Below are 15,594 nucleotides of genomic sequence, written 5' to 3'. Positions count from 1 at the left end.
CAGCCGAAAAGCGACGGTACGTAACGGCGAGCGTGATCGGAAATTATTCGAGGTGTGTCCTACATCACAGTAACATCGCGCAACCTATGCCGATCTCGTCGTTTTTCCTGGTCAGCGCGCCGTTACCTGGCCGTTTCCAAGTCGAGATATTTCACCGATCGTGAGGTCTGGATCACGTCGTTCCGGCACGGTTGGACCAATCGTGAACCGCGTTCAACCGCCCGCGAAGGGCGGCAGGACGTCCAGTTCGGCCCCCTCCGGGAGGGGGCGCGAACGGTCGCGGACGGCCACCCCGTCGACGAGGAAGCTGGCCGCCTGGAGGATCCGCGGGAGGGTCTCCGGATGAAGATCACGGAGAGCGACGACGGCCTCGGCGACGGACGCGCCGGCGGGCAGTTGGAGTACCTCTTCTTCCACGCCCGCGGCCGCGCGCGCGGACGCGAAATACCGCACCCGGACGCTCATGGTCAAGATCTATCCCCCGATCGCGCTCATCGGCCGGATCGGCTGGGCGAAGCCGGCGTCGTTGATCTCGTGGCCGGCCAGCTTGCCCCACATCGTCGTGCGCCAGGCCTGGGCGATCGCCTCGTCGTCCGCCCCGCCGCGCAACAGCGCGCGCAGGTCCGTCTCGTCGTTGCTGAACAGGCACGACCGCACGGCCCCGTCGGCCGTCAGGCGCGTGCGCTCGCAGGCCGCGCAGAACGGGCGCGTGACCGACGCGATGATCCCGACGTCGCCCGGGCCGCCGTCGACGAGCCAGCGCTCGGCAGGCGCCCCGCCGCGCGCCTCCGGGCTCGGCGAGAGCGTGAACTCCTTGCTGAGCAAGGAAAAGATCTCCTCCGCCGTCACCATGTCCGCGCGGTTCCAGCCGTGCTGGGCATCCAGCGGCATCTGCTCGATGAACCGCAGGTGGTAGCCGTGGTCGAGGCAGAACCGCAGCAGCGGCGCGGCCTCGTGCTCGTTGATCCCGCGCAGCAGCACCGCGTTCACCTTGACCGGGTCCAGCCCCGCGTCCCGGGCGGCGGCGAGGCCGTCCAGCACGTGGCTGAGCCGGTCGCGCCGGGTGATCCGCACGAACGTCTCGGGATCGACGGTGTCGAGCGAGATGTTGATCCGGTCCAGGCCCGCTTCGGCGAACGCGCGGGCGCGCTTGGCGAGCCCGATCCCGTTGGTGGTCATGGAAAGCCGGGGCCGGGGGCGCAACGCCGTGATCTCCCCGACCAGGTGCTCGAGCCCGGGCCGCAACAGCGGTTCGCCGCCGGTGAGCCGGATGTCGGTGACGCCGAGGCGTTCGACCGCTATCCGCAGCAGCCGCAGGAGCTCGCTGTCGGTGAGCACCTCGTCACCGGGCAGCCACGGCAGGCCCTCGGCCGGCATGCAGTACGTGCAGCGGAGGTTGCAGCGGTCGGTCAGCGACACGCGCAAATCCGTCGCTACGCGGCCGAACGTGTCGACGAGGGCGGGGTTGTCAGGGCGGGGCTGCGTGGTTCCGCGTGTGCCCGGCACGCGGGGGAGCCCGAGATCTACCGCACTCATTGACACCAGCCTAACCCGCCGACCACACCGTGGATCCTCACTAGAATGTCTCAGTAGCAGAGTGTTTCAACTGCGAAGACCACTTGGGAAGGGACGCGCCGGATGCCGGAGGAAAAAAGGTACCCGGTGCCCGGCGACGTGCTCGCCCGCTTCGCCGAGATCGGCCGGGAATCGAGCACCCTCGCCGTCCTCCGGCACGCCCAGATCGCCGAGAAGCTGGGGCTGTCCGCCACCGACCACAAGGCCCTCGACCTGGCCGCCCGCGCGGAGGGTCCGCTGACCGCGGGGGAGATCGCCAAGCTCACCGGCCTGTCCACCGGCGCGGTGACCGGCGTGATCGACCGGTTGGAGCGCGCGGGTTTCGTGCGCCGCGTGCGGGACGTCCGGGACCGCCGCAAGGTCCTCGTCGAGGTCCTGCCGCTGGACGAGGAGAAGATCGCGCCGCTGTTCGAGTCGGCGCTCGTGATCACCGAGAAGGTGCTGGAGAAGTTCAGTCCGGCCGAACGCGACGCGATCGAGCGGTACCAGAACGAACTGCTCGACCTCTTGCGTGCGGACGTTCTCGGGCAAACCCCATAGCTTTTCCGCAATTGCGGAAGTAATCTCGCCTCCATGCCGCAATTCCGGTTGTCCGAAGCCGCCGAGCTGCTCGGCGTCAGCGACGACACCGTCCGGCGCTGGGTGCGGGGCGGGCAGCTTGCCGCCACCACCGACGGCGCCGGCCGCAAGGTCGTCGACGGCGCGGAGCTCGCCGCCTTCGCGCGTGAGCAGGCCGCCCGTCCCAACGACCCCTCCGGTGTCGGGCGCTCCGCCCGCAACCGGTTCGTCGGCCTGGTCACCGACGTGGTCGTGGACAAGGTGATGGCCCAGGTCGAGCTGCAGTGCGGGCCGTTCCGCGTGGTGTCGCTGATGAGCGCCGAGGCGGTGCGGGAGCTGGACCTGAAGCCCGGATCGCTGGCGGTCGCGGTGGTGAAGGCGACCACCGTGGTCGTCGAGACTCCGGGAGGACAGAGTTGAAGAAGCTGGGCGCCCTCGTGGCCGCGGCCGCGCTGATGATCACCGGGTGCGGGTCGTCGTCGGGCGGGAGCGAGAGCCAGACGCTGACGGTGTTCGCCGCGGCCTCGCTCACCGAGTCGTTCACCGGGTTGAAGACGGCGTTCGAGTCGGCGCACCCGGGCACCGAGGTCAAGTTCAACTTCGCCGGCTCGTCCGCGCTGGTGCAGCAGCTGTCGAACGGCGCGCGGGCCGACGTGTTCGCCTCGGCCGACCAGACCAACATGGACAAGGCCGTGCAGGCCGGGGTGGTCGACGGCGCGCCGTCGGTGTTCGCGACGAACCGGCTGACCATCGCCGTCGCGCCGGGCAATCCGAAGGGCATCACGGGATTCGCCGACCTCGCGCGGGGCGGGCTGACCGTCATCGTCTGCGCCCCGCAGGTGCCGTGCGGCTCCGCGGCGGAGAAGGTCGAGCGGAGCACCGGGGTGGCGCTGCGGCCCGCCAGCGAGGAGCAGGACGTCAAGCAGGTCTTGAACAAGGTGCAGACCGGGGACGCGGACGCCGGCCTGGTCTACGTGACTGACGCGGCGAGCGCCGCGGGCAAGGTCGGCCGGGTCGACTTCCCGGAGGCGGCGCAGGCGGTCAACTCCTACCCGATCGCCGTCGTCAAGGACGCCCCGCAGTCCGGACTCGCGAAGCAGTGGGTCGAGTTCGTGCTGGGCGAGCAGGGCCGGGCCGAGCTGCAGAAGGCCGGTTTTGGCGCTCCGTAGGACCCGGCGGGTGCCGTGGGTTCTGTGGGTGCCCGCGGTGCTCGCCCTCGCGCTCGTCGTGCTGCCGGTGGTCGGCCTGCTCGTGCGGACGGACCTCCGTCGCCTGCCGGAGCTGATCGTCAGCGACGCCGCCCTCACCGCGCTGCGGTTGTCGCTGGAGACCGCGGCCGTGTCGACGGTCGCGTGCATCGTGCTCGGCGTGCCGCTGGCGGTCGTGCTCGCCCGCTCGACCGTCCGCGGGATCCGGGTGCTGCGCGCGGTCGTGCTGCTGCCGCTGGTCCTGCCGCCGGTCGTCGGCGGGCTCGCGCTGCTGTACCTGCTCGGCCGCAAGGGGTTCCTCGGCTACCTGCTGGGCGTGACGGCCGGGGTGCAGGTCCCGTTCACCACGGCGGCGGTGATCATCGCCCAGACCTTCGTCGCGATGCCGTTCCTGGTGGTGAGCCTGGAGGGCGCGCTGCGCAGCGGCGGCGACCGATACGAGCAGATCGCCTCGACCCTGGGCGCCCGCCCGTGGACGGTGTTCCGGCGGGTCACGCTGCCGTTGCTGCTGCCCGCGCTCGGCTCGGGCGCGGTGCTCAGCTTCGCCCGCGCGCTTGGCGAGTTCGGCGCGACCATCACGTTCGCCGGCAGCTACGAAGGCGTGACGAGGACGTTGCCGCTGGAGGTCTACGTGCAGGCCGAGGCCGATGTGGACAGTGCGGTCGCGCTGGCGCTGCTGCTGATCGTCGTCGCGGTCGTGGTCATCGCGGTCGCCCGGCCGCGGGCGCTGGAGGGGACCGCCCGGTGAGCCTGCACGCCGAGATCGAGCTGACCCGCGGCACCTTCGCGTTGTCCGCGGAGTTCGACGTGCCCGCCGGGAGCGTGCTGGCGATCCTTGGCCCGAACGGCTCCGGCAAGTCGAGCATCCTGGGGTGCCTCGCCGGGCTGTTCCGGCCGGACCGGGCGGTGATCACCCTCGGCGGGCGGGAGTTGCACGACCTGCCCGCGCACGACCGGGCCGTCGGCCTGCTGTCGCAGGACGCGCTGCTCTTCCCTCACCTGTCCGTTGTGGACAACGTGGCGTTCTCGCCGCGGTCCAAGGGAGCGGGGCGCGCCGAGTCGCGGGAGATCGCCCGGCGCTGGCTGGCCGAGGTGGACGCGGCCGAGTTCGCCGAGCGCAAGCCGTCGCAGCTCTCCGGTGGTCAGGCGCAGCGCGTCGCGGTCGCCAGGGCGCTGGCCGGGAACCCTGACCTGCTGCTGCTCGACGAGCCGCTGGCGGCGCTCGACGTCGACGCCGCTCCGGCCATCCGCGGCCTGCTGCGGCGGGTGCTGGCCGCCGACCCGCACCGCTCGACGGTGCTGGTCACCCACGATCCGCTGGACGCGCTGGCGCTGGCCGATCACGTGGTGGTGCTGGCCGCGGGCCGGGTGGTCGAACGCGGTCCGACGCGGGAAGTGCTGGCCGCGCCCCGAACGGCGTTCACCGCGCGGATCGCCGGGCTCAACCTGGTGCCCGGGACCGCGGTCGCCGAGGGACTGCGGACCGCGGACGGCGGCCTGGTCGCCGGGATCCTGTCGCCGGACGCGGTCACCGGCGAACCGGCGGTCGCGGTGTTCGAGCCGAGCGCGGTGTCGGTGCACCCCGCCGAGGACGGGCACCCGGGCAGCCCGCGCAACACGATCGGGGCCGTCGTCGGCGCGCTCGAACCACACGGACCGGTGATCCGGGTCCGGGCCGCGGGCGAGGGCTGGGCGGACGGCCTGTCCGCCGATCTCACCCCGGCCGCGGTCGCTGACCTGCGCTTGGAGCCGGGTGTGCCGGTGCGGCTCGCGATCAAGGCCACCGCGGTGACGGTGCACCCGGCTAGTCTTCAGGCATGAGCCGTTGGACCTATCTGACCGACATGGACGGCGTGCTGGTGCACGAGGAGCACCTGGTGCCCGGCGCCGACGAGTTCCTCGCCGAGCTGCGGGCCAACGACACCCCGTTCCTGGTGCTGACCAACAACTCCATCTACACCCCGCGCGACCTGCGGGCCCGGCTGCTGCGCACCGGGCTGGACGTGCCCGAAGAACGCATCTGGACCTCCGCGCTGGCGACCGCGAAGTTCCTGCACAGCCAGCGGCCGGGCGGGTCGGCGTTCGTCATCGGCGAGGCCGGGCTGACCACGGCGCTGCACGAGGCCGGGTACGTGCTCACCGACCGCGACCCGGACTACGTGGTGCTCGGTGAGACCCGCACGTACAGCTTCACCGCGATCACCCGCGCCATCCGGCTCATCGAGGCCGGCGCGAAGTTCATCGCCACCAACCCGGACGCCACCGGGCCCAGCCTGGAGGGCAGCCTGCCCGCCACCGGGTCGATAGCGGCCCTCATCGAGCGGGCCACCGGGCGGCAGCCGTACTTCGTGGGCAAGCCGAACCCGCTGATGATGCGGTCGGCGCTGCGCAGCCTCGGCGCGCACTCCGAGGGCACGATCATGATCGGCGACCGGATGGACACCGACGTGCACTCGGGCATCGAGGCCGGGTTGCAGACGATCCTGGTGCTCACCGGCATCTCCACCAAGGAGTCGGCCGAGCGCTACCCGTACCGGCCGACGCTGGTGCTCGACTCGATCGCGGACCTGGTCGGCCGCACGCAGGACCCGTTCGGGGACGGGGCGGTGCTCACCTGACCTGCGGCAACCGCCTATCGTCGAGGGATGAGTGACCACCAGCGCACCTACGTCGTCGGCGACGTGCACGGGCACCGGGAACCGCTGGTGGCAGCGCTGCGCCGCGCCGGGTTGGTCGACGAGTCCGGCGACTGGTCCGGCGAGGACGCGCACCTGTGGTTCCTCGGCGACTTCGTCGACCGTGGCCCGGACGGGATCGGCGTGATCGACCTGGTGATGCGGCTGCACCGGCAGGCGGCCGAGGCAGGCGGGTCGACGCGGACGTTGCTGGGCAACCACGAGATCCTGCTGCTGGGCATGCACCGCTTCGGCGACACCGAGGTGCCGTCCGACTTCGGGCCGCGCAGCTTCGCCCGCAGCTGGGAGATCAACGGCGGGCAGCTGTCCGATCAGGACGCGCTGACCGACGAGCACGTCGAGTGGCTGACCAGCAGGCCGCTGATCGCGCACGCCGCCGGTCACCTGCTGATGCACTCGGACACCGTCGAATACCTCGACTGGGGCGACGACGCCGAGGACATCAACACCACCGTGCGCGAAATCCTCGTCGGCGACGACCTGGTGGAGTGGTGGGACGTGTGGCGCCGCATGACGACGCGCTACGCCTTCCGCGGCCCGCACGGCCCGGACATCGCCGACTACCTGCTGGAGCAGCTGGGCGGCGAGCGGATCGTGCACGGGCACAGCGTGATCGCCGACCAGCTCGGCATCCACCCCAGCCAGATCGAGGCGCCCTACCTGTACGCCGGCGGGAAGGTGCTGGGCATCGACGGCGGGTTGTTCGTCGGCGGGCCCTGCCTGGTGGTGCCGCTGCCCTGGAAGCCGGAGGACTGACCGGTGGGGGTGGAGCTGGAACTCCACGCCGGCCGTCCCGCACGCGACGGATCGTCGCTCCTGCGCGGATCCTACGAGCACGGCGAGGCGCTGGCCCGGGTGCTGGACGGTGTCGACACGGGCAGGTTGAGCTGGGTGGACCCGTACGGCGACACGATGTTCAACGAGCAGGTGGCGGAGGCGGCGCTGCCGCAGGTTTCCGCGCTGCTGCGGGACTGCACCGACCCCGCGGCCCGGGCCGCGCTGGCCGATCTCGCCGGGATGCTCGAAGCGTGCGCGGCCACGCCCGGCAGCTACCTGTGGTTCATGGGGGACTAACGCAGGTACGTGGTGCGGAGGCCGGTCAGGATGAGGCGCAGTCCGGCTTCGAAGGCGGCGTCGGTGTCCGGCGCGAAGATGTGGCCGACCATGCTCGCGGTGAGCGGGAACTGTTCGCGGTCGATGGATCGCTCCAGGCGGCCCGGTTCGTACGGGTTGTCTTCACCGTAGGCGGTGCCCGTGCGGGCTTGTTCCTCGATCGTGAAGCCGATCGTGTAGTGCAGCAGCGCGGGGTAGCCCTCCGCCGCGTCCGCCGCCGAGAAACCCGCGTCCCGCAGTGTGCGCAGCGTGAGTTCGACCGTGCGGAACATCCCGGGGTGCGTGGTGTTCGTGCCGGCCAGGACGCGCGCGCCGTCGCGGTAGCGCAGCATCGTGCGCCGCAGGCGGCGGGCGCCGTCGGCCAGCCAGTCCTCCCAGGACACCTCGGCGCCCGGCGCTTCGAGCCCTCCGGTGGCTTCCAGGTACATCGTGGTGGCCATCGCGTCCAGTAGTTCCTGCTTGTTCTTCACGTGCCAGTACAGGGTCGGCGCCCGCACGCCGAGTTCCGTCGCGACCAGCCGCATCGTGAGCCCGTCGAGGCCGACGTCGGTGAGCAGTCGCAGCGCCGTCCGCGCGATGACCTCCGGATTGATCGCCATGGCTTGACACTCTAACAGAGTTAGGGAACTCTCTAATCATGTTAGAGAACGTGGTGATCGCCGGCGGCGGGCCGACCGGTTTGATGCTCGCCTGTGAACTGCGGCTGGCCGGGGTCGACGTGACCGTGCTGGACCGCCTGCCCGGCCGCAGCGGCGAATCGCGCGCGGGCGGGTTGCACGCGCGCACCCTGGAGGTGCTGGACCAGCGGGGCGTCGCCGACCGGTTCCTCGCGGCGGGCCGCCCGATGCAGGTGGGCCACTTTTCGGGGCTGTGGCTGGACTTCAGCCGCCTGCCGACCCGGTACCCGTTCCTGCTGAACCTGTTGCAGGCCGACGTGGAGCGGCTGCTGGAGCAGTGGGCCGCCGAGCTGGGCGTGCGGGTGCGGTGGTCGTCCGAGGTGACCGGGTTCCGGCAGGACGCGACCGGCGTCGAGGTGGCGCTGGCGGACGGTGCCACCATCGAGGCGGCCTACCTGGTCGGCTGCGACGGCGGGCGCAGCGCCGTCCGCAAGCTCGCCGGCATCGGCTTTCCCGGCACGCCCGCGACGCTGACCGCGCTGCTCGGCGACGTCGAGCTGACCGACCCGCCCGGCGAGCCGGTCTTCATGCGCCGCACCGAGCACGGCGACTTCTCGGTGCTGGGCTTGCAGCCGGGCTGGTACCGGGTCATGACCACCCGCTACGACCGCGTGGCCGGCCGGGACGAGCCGGTCACGTTCGAGCAGTTGCGCGAGTCGCTGATCGAGATCGCGGGCACCGACTTCGGCATGCACAGCCCCCGCTGGATCTCCCGCTACGGCGACGCCGCGCGACAGGCCGAGCAGTACCGGCGCGGCCGCGTGCTGCTCGCCGGCGACGCGGCGCACATCCACTTCCCGGCGGGCGGGCAGGGCCTGAACACGGGTGTGCAGGACGCGGTCAACCTCGGCTGGAAGCTGGCCGCGGTCGTCCGCGGTCACGCGCCCGAGGCCCTGCTCGACACCTACCACGCGGAACGGCACCCCGTCGGCGAACGGCTCCTGCACAACACCCGCGCGCAGACCGCGTTGAGCCGGCCGGGAGCGCACGTCGACGCCCTGCGGGAGGTGTTCGCCGGCCAGATCGCGATCGAGGAGGTGAACTACGCACTCGCCGGCATGATCACCGCGCTCGACGTCCGCTACCCGCTCGGCGACGCGGATCCCTTGCTGGGACTGCGGATGCCGGACCTCGACCTCGTCACCGAACACGGCGCGACCCGGCTGTTCACGCTGCTGCACGCGGGCCGGGCGGTGCTGCTGGACCTCGCAGGCGACCCGGAACCGGCGGCCGCCGCGCGGGATTGGGACGACCGGCTCGACGTCGTCGTCGCCAAGGGCCCGTCCGGCTTCCCGCCGGCCGTCCTCATCCGCCCCGACGGCCACGTGGCGTGGACGGCCGCACCGGGTGTCGACGGACTTCGTGCCGCCTGCGCCAAGTGGCTGGGGCCCGTCACTGGTTGAGGTAGGCGAGGACCGCCCGCACCCTGCGGTGGGTGTCGTCGGACGGGGGCAGGTCCAATTTGGTCAGGATGTTGCCGATGTGCTTTTCCACCGAGGCCGGTGCGAGCACCAGTTCCGCGCAGATCGCCGAGTTCGACAGCCCCTGCGCGACCAGCCCGAGCACCTCGCGTTCGCGCGCCGTGAGCGCCGCGATGCCCTGGTCGCCGGTGTTGCGCGCGAACAACTGCCGCACCACCTCGGGGTCCATCGCGGTGCCGCCGGCGGCCACGCGCTCCAGCGCGTCGAGGAAGTCGTCGAGCGCCGTCACGCGGTCCTTGAGCAGGTAACCGACCGCGCCCTGGCCGTCGGCGATCAGCTCGGCGGCGTACACGCGCTCGACGTACTGGGACAGGATCAGGATCGGCGTCCGCGGCTCGCGCCCGCGGATGGACAGGGCCGCCCGCAGGCCTTCGTCCCGGAAGCCCGGCGGTAACCGCACGTCCACGATGGACACGTCCGGTCGGTGCTCGGCCACCGCCGCTTCCAGTTCCGGCGCCGTCGCGACGGCCGCGACGACGTCGTGGCCGGTGTCGGTCAGCATCCGCACCAGCCCGTCGCGCAGCAGCAGCAGGTCTTCGGCGATCACAACGCGCATGGCAACTCCGCTCGGACGGTGGTCGGCCCGCCTGCCGGACTGGTGACCGACATCGTGCCGTCGAGCGCCTCGACCCGGCGGCGCAGGCCGTCGAGTCCGGCTCCGGTCTGGTCGGCGCCGCCCCGGCCGTCGTCGCGGACCGTGAGGGACAACGTGTCTCCGGTGCGGCGGATGCTGATGGTGCAGGCGTCCGCGCCGGCGTGCTTCACGACGTTCGCGAGCCCTTCCGCGGCGACGAAGTAGGCCGCCGATTCGACCGCGGGCGGTAGGTCCCCCAGCTCGTCCGCGCGGACCTCGACGGGCAGGGGCGCGTCGCCCGCGAGCGCGGCGAGTGCGGCCACCAGTCCGCGGTCGGTGAGGATCGGCGGGTGGATGCCGCGGACCAGACGGCGCAGTTCGGCCAGTGCCTCGTCGAGCTGCCGGCGGGCGTTGCGGAGGTCGTCCCCGGCCGGGCGCAGCTTGCGCTCGGCGAGCGCGAGGGTCATGCCGGCGGCGACGATGCGGGCCTGCGCGCCGTCGTGCAGATCGCGCTCGATCCGCTTCAGCTCGGCGGCTTGCGCGTCGACCACGCGGCGACGGGTGACGGCCAGCTCGCGGGCGCGGCGCGCGAGCCGTTGCCGGGGGCCGGCTTCCAGCAGCATCGCCGCGGCACGGGCCTGCAGGTTGGCCGCGGTGGTCACGAGCGGCCACACGACCGGCGCCAGCACCAACCCGATGCCGGTGAGCGCGAACCGGCCGCCGACGGTGTTGAACAGCCAGTCCACCACGGGCGGCAGGTACGGGTTGGGCACCGACCACAGCCACAGCGGCGCAAGGATCGTCGCGAGGTCGACGACTCCGGCGACCAGGCCGGCCAGCCCCGCGAGCCCGGCCGGGAACAAGGACAGCAACCACGCCAGGTCGCGCCAGGTGGCCGGCTCGCGGACCAGCGCGCGCCCCCGGCGCCACGGGTTCCCGCGCAATAGAGCCGGATACGGCGATTCGACGTGCCGCCCGAGCACCAGCGCCGCCCGCCACCGCTCGAACTCCGCGATCCGCCGGGTGCCCCAGGTGACCGCGAGGAACGCGGGCGGGGCGAGGTAGGTGAACGACAGCACGCCGCTGACCAGCGTGGTGACCAGGGCCCACGCGAAGGTCGCGGGCCCCAGCAGCAGGCTGGTCAGCAGGTGGGCCATCGCACGCGCCCCACGGCGGATCACGGTGATCAATCTAGCCGTCGGCACGGGCGGCGCCGGAGGGCAGCGACCGGGGGCGGATCACCACGCGGGCCGGGACGATCCCGGCGATCGCGCCGAGCAGGCCGACCCCGCCGAGCAGCGCCAGGTACCGCAGCGGCTCGGCGAACAGCCGCCACTGGCCGTCCTGCGCGACGCTGAACGTGCCGACCACCGCGCCGCTGAGCACACCACCCAGCACCAGCGCGACCACCACGGTGATGAGCGTTTCGCGGTCGAGCATGCGGTGCAGTTGCCTCGGGGTGGCACCGGCCAGGCGCAGGTCGGCGAACTCCCGGCGGCGTGCCCCGGTCGCGATGGCGAAGGTGTTGACGACGGCGATCGCGGTGAAACCGAGCGAGATGGCCACCATCAGCTCCCACGCCGCCTGCTGGTTCTGGACGTCCGCCGCGCCCGCCCGCGGATCCGTGACGGGCGCCGCCGGCCACCGGTGTTCGACCGCGGTGACGAGGCCGGGGGTGCCGCGCAGGTACAAGGAGGTGACGAGACCGCGTGGATCGTGCGCGGCGACGAGGTCGGCGGGCAGCACCAGGTCACCGAAGCCGCGCCAGTTCGCGTAGACGGCGACGACGGTCAGCTCGGTCCGCGTGCCGTCGGCGAGCCAGAACACCGGCCGGTCGCCGACGTGCCAGCCGCGCGCCTCCGCGAGCGGTTCGCTCACGGCGACCGTCCCGTCCCGCAGTGCCAGTTCCCCTTGCCGCACACCGAGATCGACGGCAGGCTCACCCGTCGTCCGCAAGCCCTGCGCGGCGTAGTCCTCGGGCTTGCCCTCCTGGTCGACGACGACCCGCGTGGCCAGCGTCGCGGCGGAGCCGGTCACCTCGGGCAGAGCCGTGACCTCGTTGGCGGTCCCGAGCGGCATGGCCGCGGCGACCCGGACCGTCGCCGGCGCCGTGCGCGCGGCCTGCTGGTCGCCGGTCACTTCGGTGAGGATGTCGCCGTTGAGCAGCATCGTGCCGTTGATCGCGAACATCAGCGTCAGCGGGATCGCGACGCCGACGACGCGCCTGCTGTCGGCGCGGGTCATCGCGCTCGCCAGCCTGCCGGTGGCGCCGGCGACCCCAGCGACCCTGGCCACCACCGCGGTGAGGGGACCGACGACGAGCGGCCCGAGCGCGGCGGCCGCGCACAGCAGCAGCGAGCAGGAGATGAACCCCATCCCCATGCCGAACGGGCCGCCGAGCGGCACCAGGCTCAGCACGGCCACGGCACCGGCGGTCAGGACGGTCGCGAGGACGATCCGTGGCGCCTTGCCGACGCGGCCTGCCGTCACGGTTTCCCGCAGCGCCTGCGTCGGAGCGATTCGCACCGCCCGACGGGCCGCGATCGCCGTGGCCAGCACCGTCACCGCGAGGCCCAGCACGACCGCGGCGATCAGCACGACCGCGTTGAGCGACACGGTGAACTGCGGTGGCACCGCGCCGAGGTCGCGGAACCGGGCGGCGACCAGCTCGGCCACCACGATCCCGCACGGCAGGCCGGGCACGGCCGCGGCCACCGTCACCAGCGTGATCTCCAGCCTCAGCATCCGGCGCAGCTGCCGGGGCGTGGCGCCCGCGGCTCGCAGCAAGGCGAGTTCCCGCAACCGCTGCTGGACGGCCAGCGACACCGTGCCGGTCAGCACGAACACCGCCGCGAAGCCGGTGATGCCGAGGACGAACCCGAAGATGGAGATCGCGCCGATGTAGTCGGGGACCGCGCCGGGGAGATCGGCGGTGACCCGGTCCGCTCCCGTGTGGACGGTGGCGGTGCCGCGGACCCGCTCGCCCAGCGCCGCCAGCGCGGTCCCGGTGTCCACGCCCGGCTCCAGGCGCACCGCGACCGCGGTCGGGCCGGGCAGCCCGGACAGCTCGGCGACCTGCTCGTCGGCGATGAACACCGCCGCCTGTCCCGGCACGTCCCCGTCGACCACGCCGGCCACCAGCAGGTCGTGCACGCCGGTGCGGGTGGTCAGCCGCACGGACTGACCGACGGGCACCCCGAACGCGGCCTGCAGCACCACTTCGCCCGGACGCGGCGCGGCGCCTTCCCGCAAAGGGTAGGGCGTCAGCGCGGCCGAGGACCAGCCGTGCGCGACGCTCGCCGCGTCCGGCGCCCGCACCGGCTCGCCGCCGAGGTCGAGCGCCACCGGGAACGCGTAGTCCGCGACGGCGGCGGCCACCCCGGGCACCGCCGCCAGCTCCCCGGTCAGCCCGGCCGGCAGCGGTTCGGCACCGGTGAGCCGTTCCTCCTTCGTCTTGGTCTTGACCTTGTCGCCCTTGTCGGTGGCGGTGGTCAGCACGACCGACCGGTCACCCGCGACCACCGCGTCCGTGGCGGCGAACCGGTTCCCGCCGGGTCCCTGGGTCAGTACCGACCACAGCAGCAGCCCGCTGCCGGCGATCAGCGCGATCGCCAGGAACGCGGTGAGGAACGTGCCCACGAACGACCCGAGCCGGTGCCGCACGCCGGCCGCGGCGAGTTTGCGCATCATCGGGTCAGCTCCATCATGCGCGCCGACACCTGCTCGGCGGACGGCGCGGCCAGCTCGCCGGCGACCCGGCCGTCGGCGAGGAACACCGCGCGGTCGGCCCAGGCGGCCGCGGCCGGGTCGTGCGTCACCATCACGATCGTCGCGCCCAGCTCGTCGACGAACCGGCGCAGCAGGCCCAGCACCTCGCGCCCGGTGGACAGGTCCAGCGCACCCGTCGGCTCGTCCCCGAAGATCACCTCCGGCCTGCCGGCCAGCGCGCGGGCGAGCGCGACCCGCTGCTGCTGCCCGCCCGACAGCTGACCCGGCCGCGCCTTCTCCCGCCCGGCCAGGCCCACCCGGGTCAGCAGTTCCCGTGCCCACTCGCGGTCCGGCCGGACGCCGGCGAGCCGCTGCGGCAGCAACACGTTGTCCCACACCGAAAGCGAGTCGACGAGGTTGAACGACTGGAACACGAACCCGACGTGGGCGCGCCGGACCGCGGTCAGCTTCGGCTCACGCAGGGTCGCGACGTCACGTCCGGCCAGCACGACCCGGCCCGACGTCGGCCGGTCCAGGCCCGCCGCGCAGTGCAGCAGCGTCGACTTGCCCGACCCGGAGGGCCCCATCACCGCCGTGAACGTCCCGCGGGTGAATCCCGCGGTGACGCCGTCGAGCGCCTGCACCCCACCGGGATGCACCTTCGTCACCTCGAGCAGCTCGACCACTTCCCGCGGCGGAGCGTCCATCGAATTCCGTACCAGCACCATGGGAAAGATCCTGGTCGCGGGCGGGTCCGGGCCCCACCGGGCGGGCAATGATCTACGGGGTAGGGCTGGCCCTACCCCGCGGCCGCGATCAGGGGCGGTGGTTCGCCTCCGTGCCGCGGTCGACCGGCACGTCACTGGTCGAGTCGCGGCGCAGCATCGCCAGCGCGATGCCCAGACCCGCCAGCGTGACGGCGGCCGCGGCCGGGTAGAGCGCTTCCGCGCCGGCGCCGGTCAGCAGCTGTCCGCCCAGCCACCCGCCGAACGCGGCGGCGAGCTGGAAGCCGGAGGCGTTGACCGCGATGGCGAGCGTCGGCGCGGCTCCCGCGGCGGTGAGCACGCGCGTCTGCATGCCGGGGATGATCGCGAACGCCAGCGCGCCGAGCACGAACGTCAGGATCGCCGCTGCCACGCGGTTGTCGCCGGCGATCCAGAACAGCAGCAACGTGACGGCGAGCGCGGCGAGCATCCAGGCGAGCGACGGCATCAGCGCGCGGTCGGCGAGCCGTCCGCCGAGCAGGTTCCCGAGCACCGCCCCGGCTCCGTACACGAGCAGCAGCACCGGCACGGCGTCCGAGCCGAAGCCGCTCACGTCGGTCAGCAGTGTCGCGATGTAGGTGAAAACCGTGACGGCGCCGAGGTTTCCCACCGCGGTCAGGAGGATGCCGAGCTGCACCTCGCGGTCGGTAAGGACCCGCAGTTCCCCGGCAGCCGACGCACCGGCCGCCGGGAACGCCGGGACGGAACGCAGCACCAGCAGCAGCGCGAGGAGCGTGATCGCCGCGACCGCGACGAAGGTGGACCGCCAGCCGAAGTGGTGCCCCACGAACGTGCCCAGTGGTGTGCCCAGAACGATCCCGAGGTTCATCCCCAGCGCGACCTTCGCGATCATGCTCGGCTGCCGGCCCGGCGCGGCCATCGCCGCCGTGGTGGCGATCGCGACCGCGAAGAACGTGGCGACGACCAGGCCCGCGACGAACCTCGCCAGCAGCAGGACGGCGTACCCCGGCGCGAGGGCCGATCCCAGGTTCCCCAGCACGGACACCACGACGAGGCCGGTGATCAGCGGTTTCCGGCCGACGCGCGCGGTGAGGGCGGTGAGGACCGGGCCGCCCACGATCATCCCCGCGGCGTAGGCGCTGACCAGCAGACCGGCCGACGGGACGGACACGGACAGGCCGGCTGCGACGTCCGGCACGAGACCGGCGATCACGAACTCGCCGGTGGTGAGCCCGAAGACGACGAGCATCAGCGAGAAGACGGGCAACGGCACCACGAC

General features: G+C 72.7%; 17 protein-coding genes. 9 read left to right on the top strand and 8 right to left on the bottom strand.

All coding sequences use genetic code 11. From position 1 onward, the window contains the following. Window positions 1-213: 213 nt before the first annotated feature. Window positions 214-465 (bottom strand): MoaD/ThiS family protein, encoded by a 252-nt coding sequence (locus tag AMY39116_RS0306715; protein WP_020416930.1) that lies wholly within the window; start codon window positions 463-465, stop codon window positions 214-216. Window positions 466-474: 9 nt separating this feature from the next. Then, complete coding sequence (moaA, locus tag AMY39116_RS0306710; RefSeq protein WP_039791269.1) at window positions 475-1,536, bottom strand: GTP 3',8-cyclase MoaA; 1,062 nt, start codon at window positions 1,534-1,536, stop codon at window positions 475-477. Window positions 1,537-1,638: 102 nt separating this feature from the next. Here moaA and AMY39116_RS0306705 point away from each other — a divergent pair, with 102 nt between their 5' ends. Genes AMY39116_RS0306705 through AMY39116_RS0306670 form a run of 8 tightly spaced genes read left to right on the top strand, consistent with a single transcriptional unit; the run spans window position 1,639 to window position 7,111 of the window. Next, window positions 1,639-2,115, top strand: coding sequence for a MarR family transcriptional regulator (locus tag AMY39116_RS0306705; RefSeq protein ID WP_039791268.1), 477 nt, complete (start codon window positions 1,639-1,641; stop codon window positions 2,113-2,115). A gap of 33 nt (window positions 2,116-2,148) precedes the next feature. Further along, window positions 2,149-2,553 carry a molybdopterin-binding protein gene (locus AMY39116_RS0306700; protein WP_020416927.1) on the top strand — a complete coding sequence of 135 codons (405 nt, stop codon included), beginning with the start codon at window positions 2,149-2,151 and terminating at the stop codon, window positions 2,551-2,553. After that, window positions 2,550-3,302: a molybdate ABC transporter substrate-binding protein gene (modA, locus tag AMY39116_RS0306695; protein ID WP_020416926.1), complete on the top strand. Its 753-nt coding sequence runs from the start codon at window positions 2,550-2,552 to the stop codon at window positions 3,300-3,302. The genes AMY39116_RS0306700 and modA overlap by 4 nt, the downstream gene beginning before the upstream one ends. A gap of 10 nt (window positions 3,303-3,312) precedes the next feature. Beyond that, window positions 3,313-4,089: an ABC transporter permease gene (locus AMY39116_RS0306690; RefSeq protein WP_020416925.1), complete on the top strand. Its 777-nt coding sequence runs from the start codon at window positions 3,313-3,315 to the stop codon at window positions 4,087-4,089. Beyond that, the gene (locus AMY39116_RS0306685; RefSeq protein WP_020416924.1) at window positions 4,086-5,162 is read left to right on the top strand and encodes a sulfate/molybdate ABC transporter ATP-binding protein; all 1,077 of its coding nucleotides are present in this window, start codon (window positions 4,086-4,088) and stop codon (window positions 5,160-5,162) included. Before AMY39116_RS0306690 ends, AMY39116_RS0306685 begins: the two co-directional genes overlap by 4 nt. Next, window positions 5,159-5,959 (top strand): HAD-IIA family hydrolase, encoded by an 801-nt coding sequence (locus AMY39116_RS0306680; RefSeq protein WP_026153557.1) that lies wholly within the window; start codon window positions 5,159-5,161, stop codon window positions 5,957-5,959. The genes AMY39116_RS0306685 and AMY39116_RS0306680 overlap by 4 nt, the downstream gene beginning before the upstream one ends. A gap of 27 nt (window positions 5,960-5,986) precedes the next feature. Beyond that, window positions 5,987-6,793 carry a metallophosphoesterase family protein gene (locus AMY39116_RS0306675; RefSeq protein WP_020416923.1) on the top strand — a complete coding sequence of 269 codons (807 nt, stop codon included), beginning with the start codon at window positions 5,987-5,989 and terminating at the stop codon, window positions 6,791-6,793. A gap of 3 nt (window positions 6,794-6,796) precedes the next feature. Further along, window positions 6,797-7,111, top strand: a complete 315-nt coding sequence (locus tag AMY39116_RS0306670; RefSeq protein WP_020416922.1) for a hypothetical protein — start codon at window positions 6,797-6,799, stop codon at window positions 7,109-7,111. On the opposite strand, the gene AMY39116_RS0306665 is transcribed toward AMY39116_RS0306670, so the two are convergent. Continuing rightward, window positions 7,108-7,749: a TetR/AcrR family transcriptional regulator C-terminal domain-containing protein gene (locus AMY39116_RS0306665; RefSeq protein ID WP_020416921.1), complete on the bottom strand. Its 642-nt coding sequence runs from the start codon at window positions 7,747-7,749 to the stop codon at window positions 7,108-7,110. The genes AMY39116_RS0306670 and AMY39116_RS0306665 overlap by 4 nt on opposite strands. A gap of 38 nt (window positions 7,750-7,787) precedes the next feature. Between AMY39116_RS0306665 and AMY39116_RS0306660 the strand changes: the two genes are divergently transcribed. Further along, a complete protein-coding gene (locus AMY39116_RS0306660) occupies window positions 7,788-9,230 on the top strand; it encodes an FAD-dependent monooxygenase (RefSeq protein ID WP_027935701.1) in 1,443 nt (480 codons plus the stop codon). On the opposite strand, the gene AMY39116_RS0306655 is transcribed toward AMY39116_RS0306660, so the two are convergent. The 5 genes from AMY39116_RS0306655 to AMY39116_RS0306635 form a co-directional block, all read right to left on the bottom strand. Then, window positions 9,220-9,864 carry a response regulator transcription factor gene (locus AMY39116_RS0306655; protein WP_027935700.1) on the bottom strand — a complete coding sequence of 215 codons (645 nt, stop codon included), beginning with the start codon at window positions 9,862-9,864 and terminating at the stop codon, window positions 9,220-9,222. The two genes, AMY39116_RS0306660 and AMY39116_RS0306655, sit on opposite strands and share 11 nt — an antisense overlap. Then, entirely contained in the window at window positions 9,852-11,063 is a 1,212-nt protein-coding gene (locus tag AMY39116_RS0306650) for a sensor histidine kinase (protein ID WP_027935699.1), read from the bottom strand. Before AMY39116_RS0306650 ends, AMY39116_RS0306655 begins: the two co-directional genes overlap by 13 nt. Before the next feature lie 10 nt (window positions 11,064-11,073). Then, window positions 11,074-13,572, bottom strand: a complete 2,499-nt coding sequence (locus AMY39116_RS0306645; RefSeq protein ID WP_202961400.1) for an ABC transporter permease — start codon at window positions 13,570-13,572, stop codon at window positions 11,074-11,076. Further along, window positions 13,569-14,318: an ABC transporter ATP-binding protein gene (locus AMY39116_RS0306640; RefSeq protein ID WP_020416916.1), complete on the bottom strand. Its 750-nt coding sequence runs from the start codon at window positions 14,316-14,318 to the stop codon at window positions 13,569-13,571. Before AMY39116_RS0306640 ends, AMY39116_RS0306645 begins: the two co-directional genes overlap by 4 nt. Before the next feature lie 88 nt (window positions 14,319-14,406). Next, entirely contained in the window at window positions 14,407-15,588 is a 1,182-nt protein-coding gene (locus AMY39116_RS0306635; protein WP_063710137.1) for an MFS transporter, read from the bottom strand. Window positions 15,589-15,594: the final 6 nt, after the last annotated feature.

The sequence above is a fragment of the Amycolatopsis sp. ATCC 39116 genome (genome assembly GCF_000231075.2).
In the GTDB taxonomy this organism is placed as follows: domain Bacteria; phylum Actinomycetota; class Actinomycetes; order Mycobacteriales; family Pseudonocardiaceae; genus Amycolatopsis_E; species Amycolatopsis_E tucumanensis.
This window is presented reverse-complemented; position numbering and strand designations above follow the sequence as displayed.

What these genes read in the sequence shown, in the direction of transcription:
- AMY39116_RS0306715 (WP_020416930.1), bottom strand. Translation starts at nt 465, where the DNA reads ATGAGCGTCCGGGTGCGGTATTTCGCGTCCGCGCGCGCGGCCGCGGGC.
- moaA (WP_039791269.1), bottom strand. Translation starts at nt 1,536, where the DNA reads ATGAGTGCGGTAGATCTCGGGCTCCCCCGCGTGCCGGGCACACGCGGA.
- AMY39116_RS0306705 (WP_039791268.1), top strand. Translation starts at nt 1,639, where the DNA reads ATGCCGGAGGAAAAAAGGTACCCGGTGCCCGGCGACGTGCTCGCCCGC.
- AMY39116_RS0306700 (WP_020416927.1), top strand. Translation starts at nt 2,149, where the DNA reads ATGCCGCAATTCCGGTTGTCCGAAGCCGCCGAGCTGCTCGGCGTCAGC.
- AMY39116_RS0306680 (WP_026153557.1), top strand. Translation starts at nt 5,159, where the DNA reads ATGAGCCGTTGGACCTATCTGACCGACATGGACGGCGTGCTGGTGCAC.
- AMY39116_RS0306675 (WP_020416923.1), top strand. Translation starts at nt 5,987, where the DNA reads ATGAGTGACCACCAGCGCACCTACGTCGTCGGCGACGTGCACGGGCAC.
- AMY39116_RS0306665 (WP_020416921.1), bottom strand. Translation starts at nt 7,749, where the DNA reads ATGGCGATCAATCCGGAGGTCATCGCGCGGACGGCGCTGCGACTGCTC.
- AMY39116_RS0306660 (WP_027935701.1), top strand. Translation starts at nt 7,788, where the DNA reads ATGTTAGAGAACGTGGTGATCGCCGGCGGCGGGCCGACCGGTTTGATG.
- AMY39116_RS0306655 (WP_027935700.1), bottom strand. Translation starts at nt 9,864, where the DNA reads ATGCGCGTTGTGATCGCCGAAGACCTGCTGCTGCTGCGCGACGGGCTG.
- AMY39116_RS0306645 (WP_202961400.1), bottom strand. Translation starts at nt 13,572, where the DNA reads ATGATGCGCAAACTCGCCGCGGCCGGCGTGCGGCACCGGCTCGGGTCG.
- AMY39116_RS0306640 (WP_020416916.1), bottom strand. Translation starts at nt 14,318, where the DNA reads ATGGTGCTGGTACGGAATTCGATGGACGCTCCGCCGCGGGAAGTGGTC.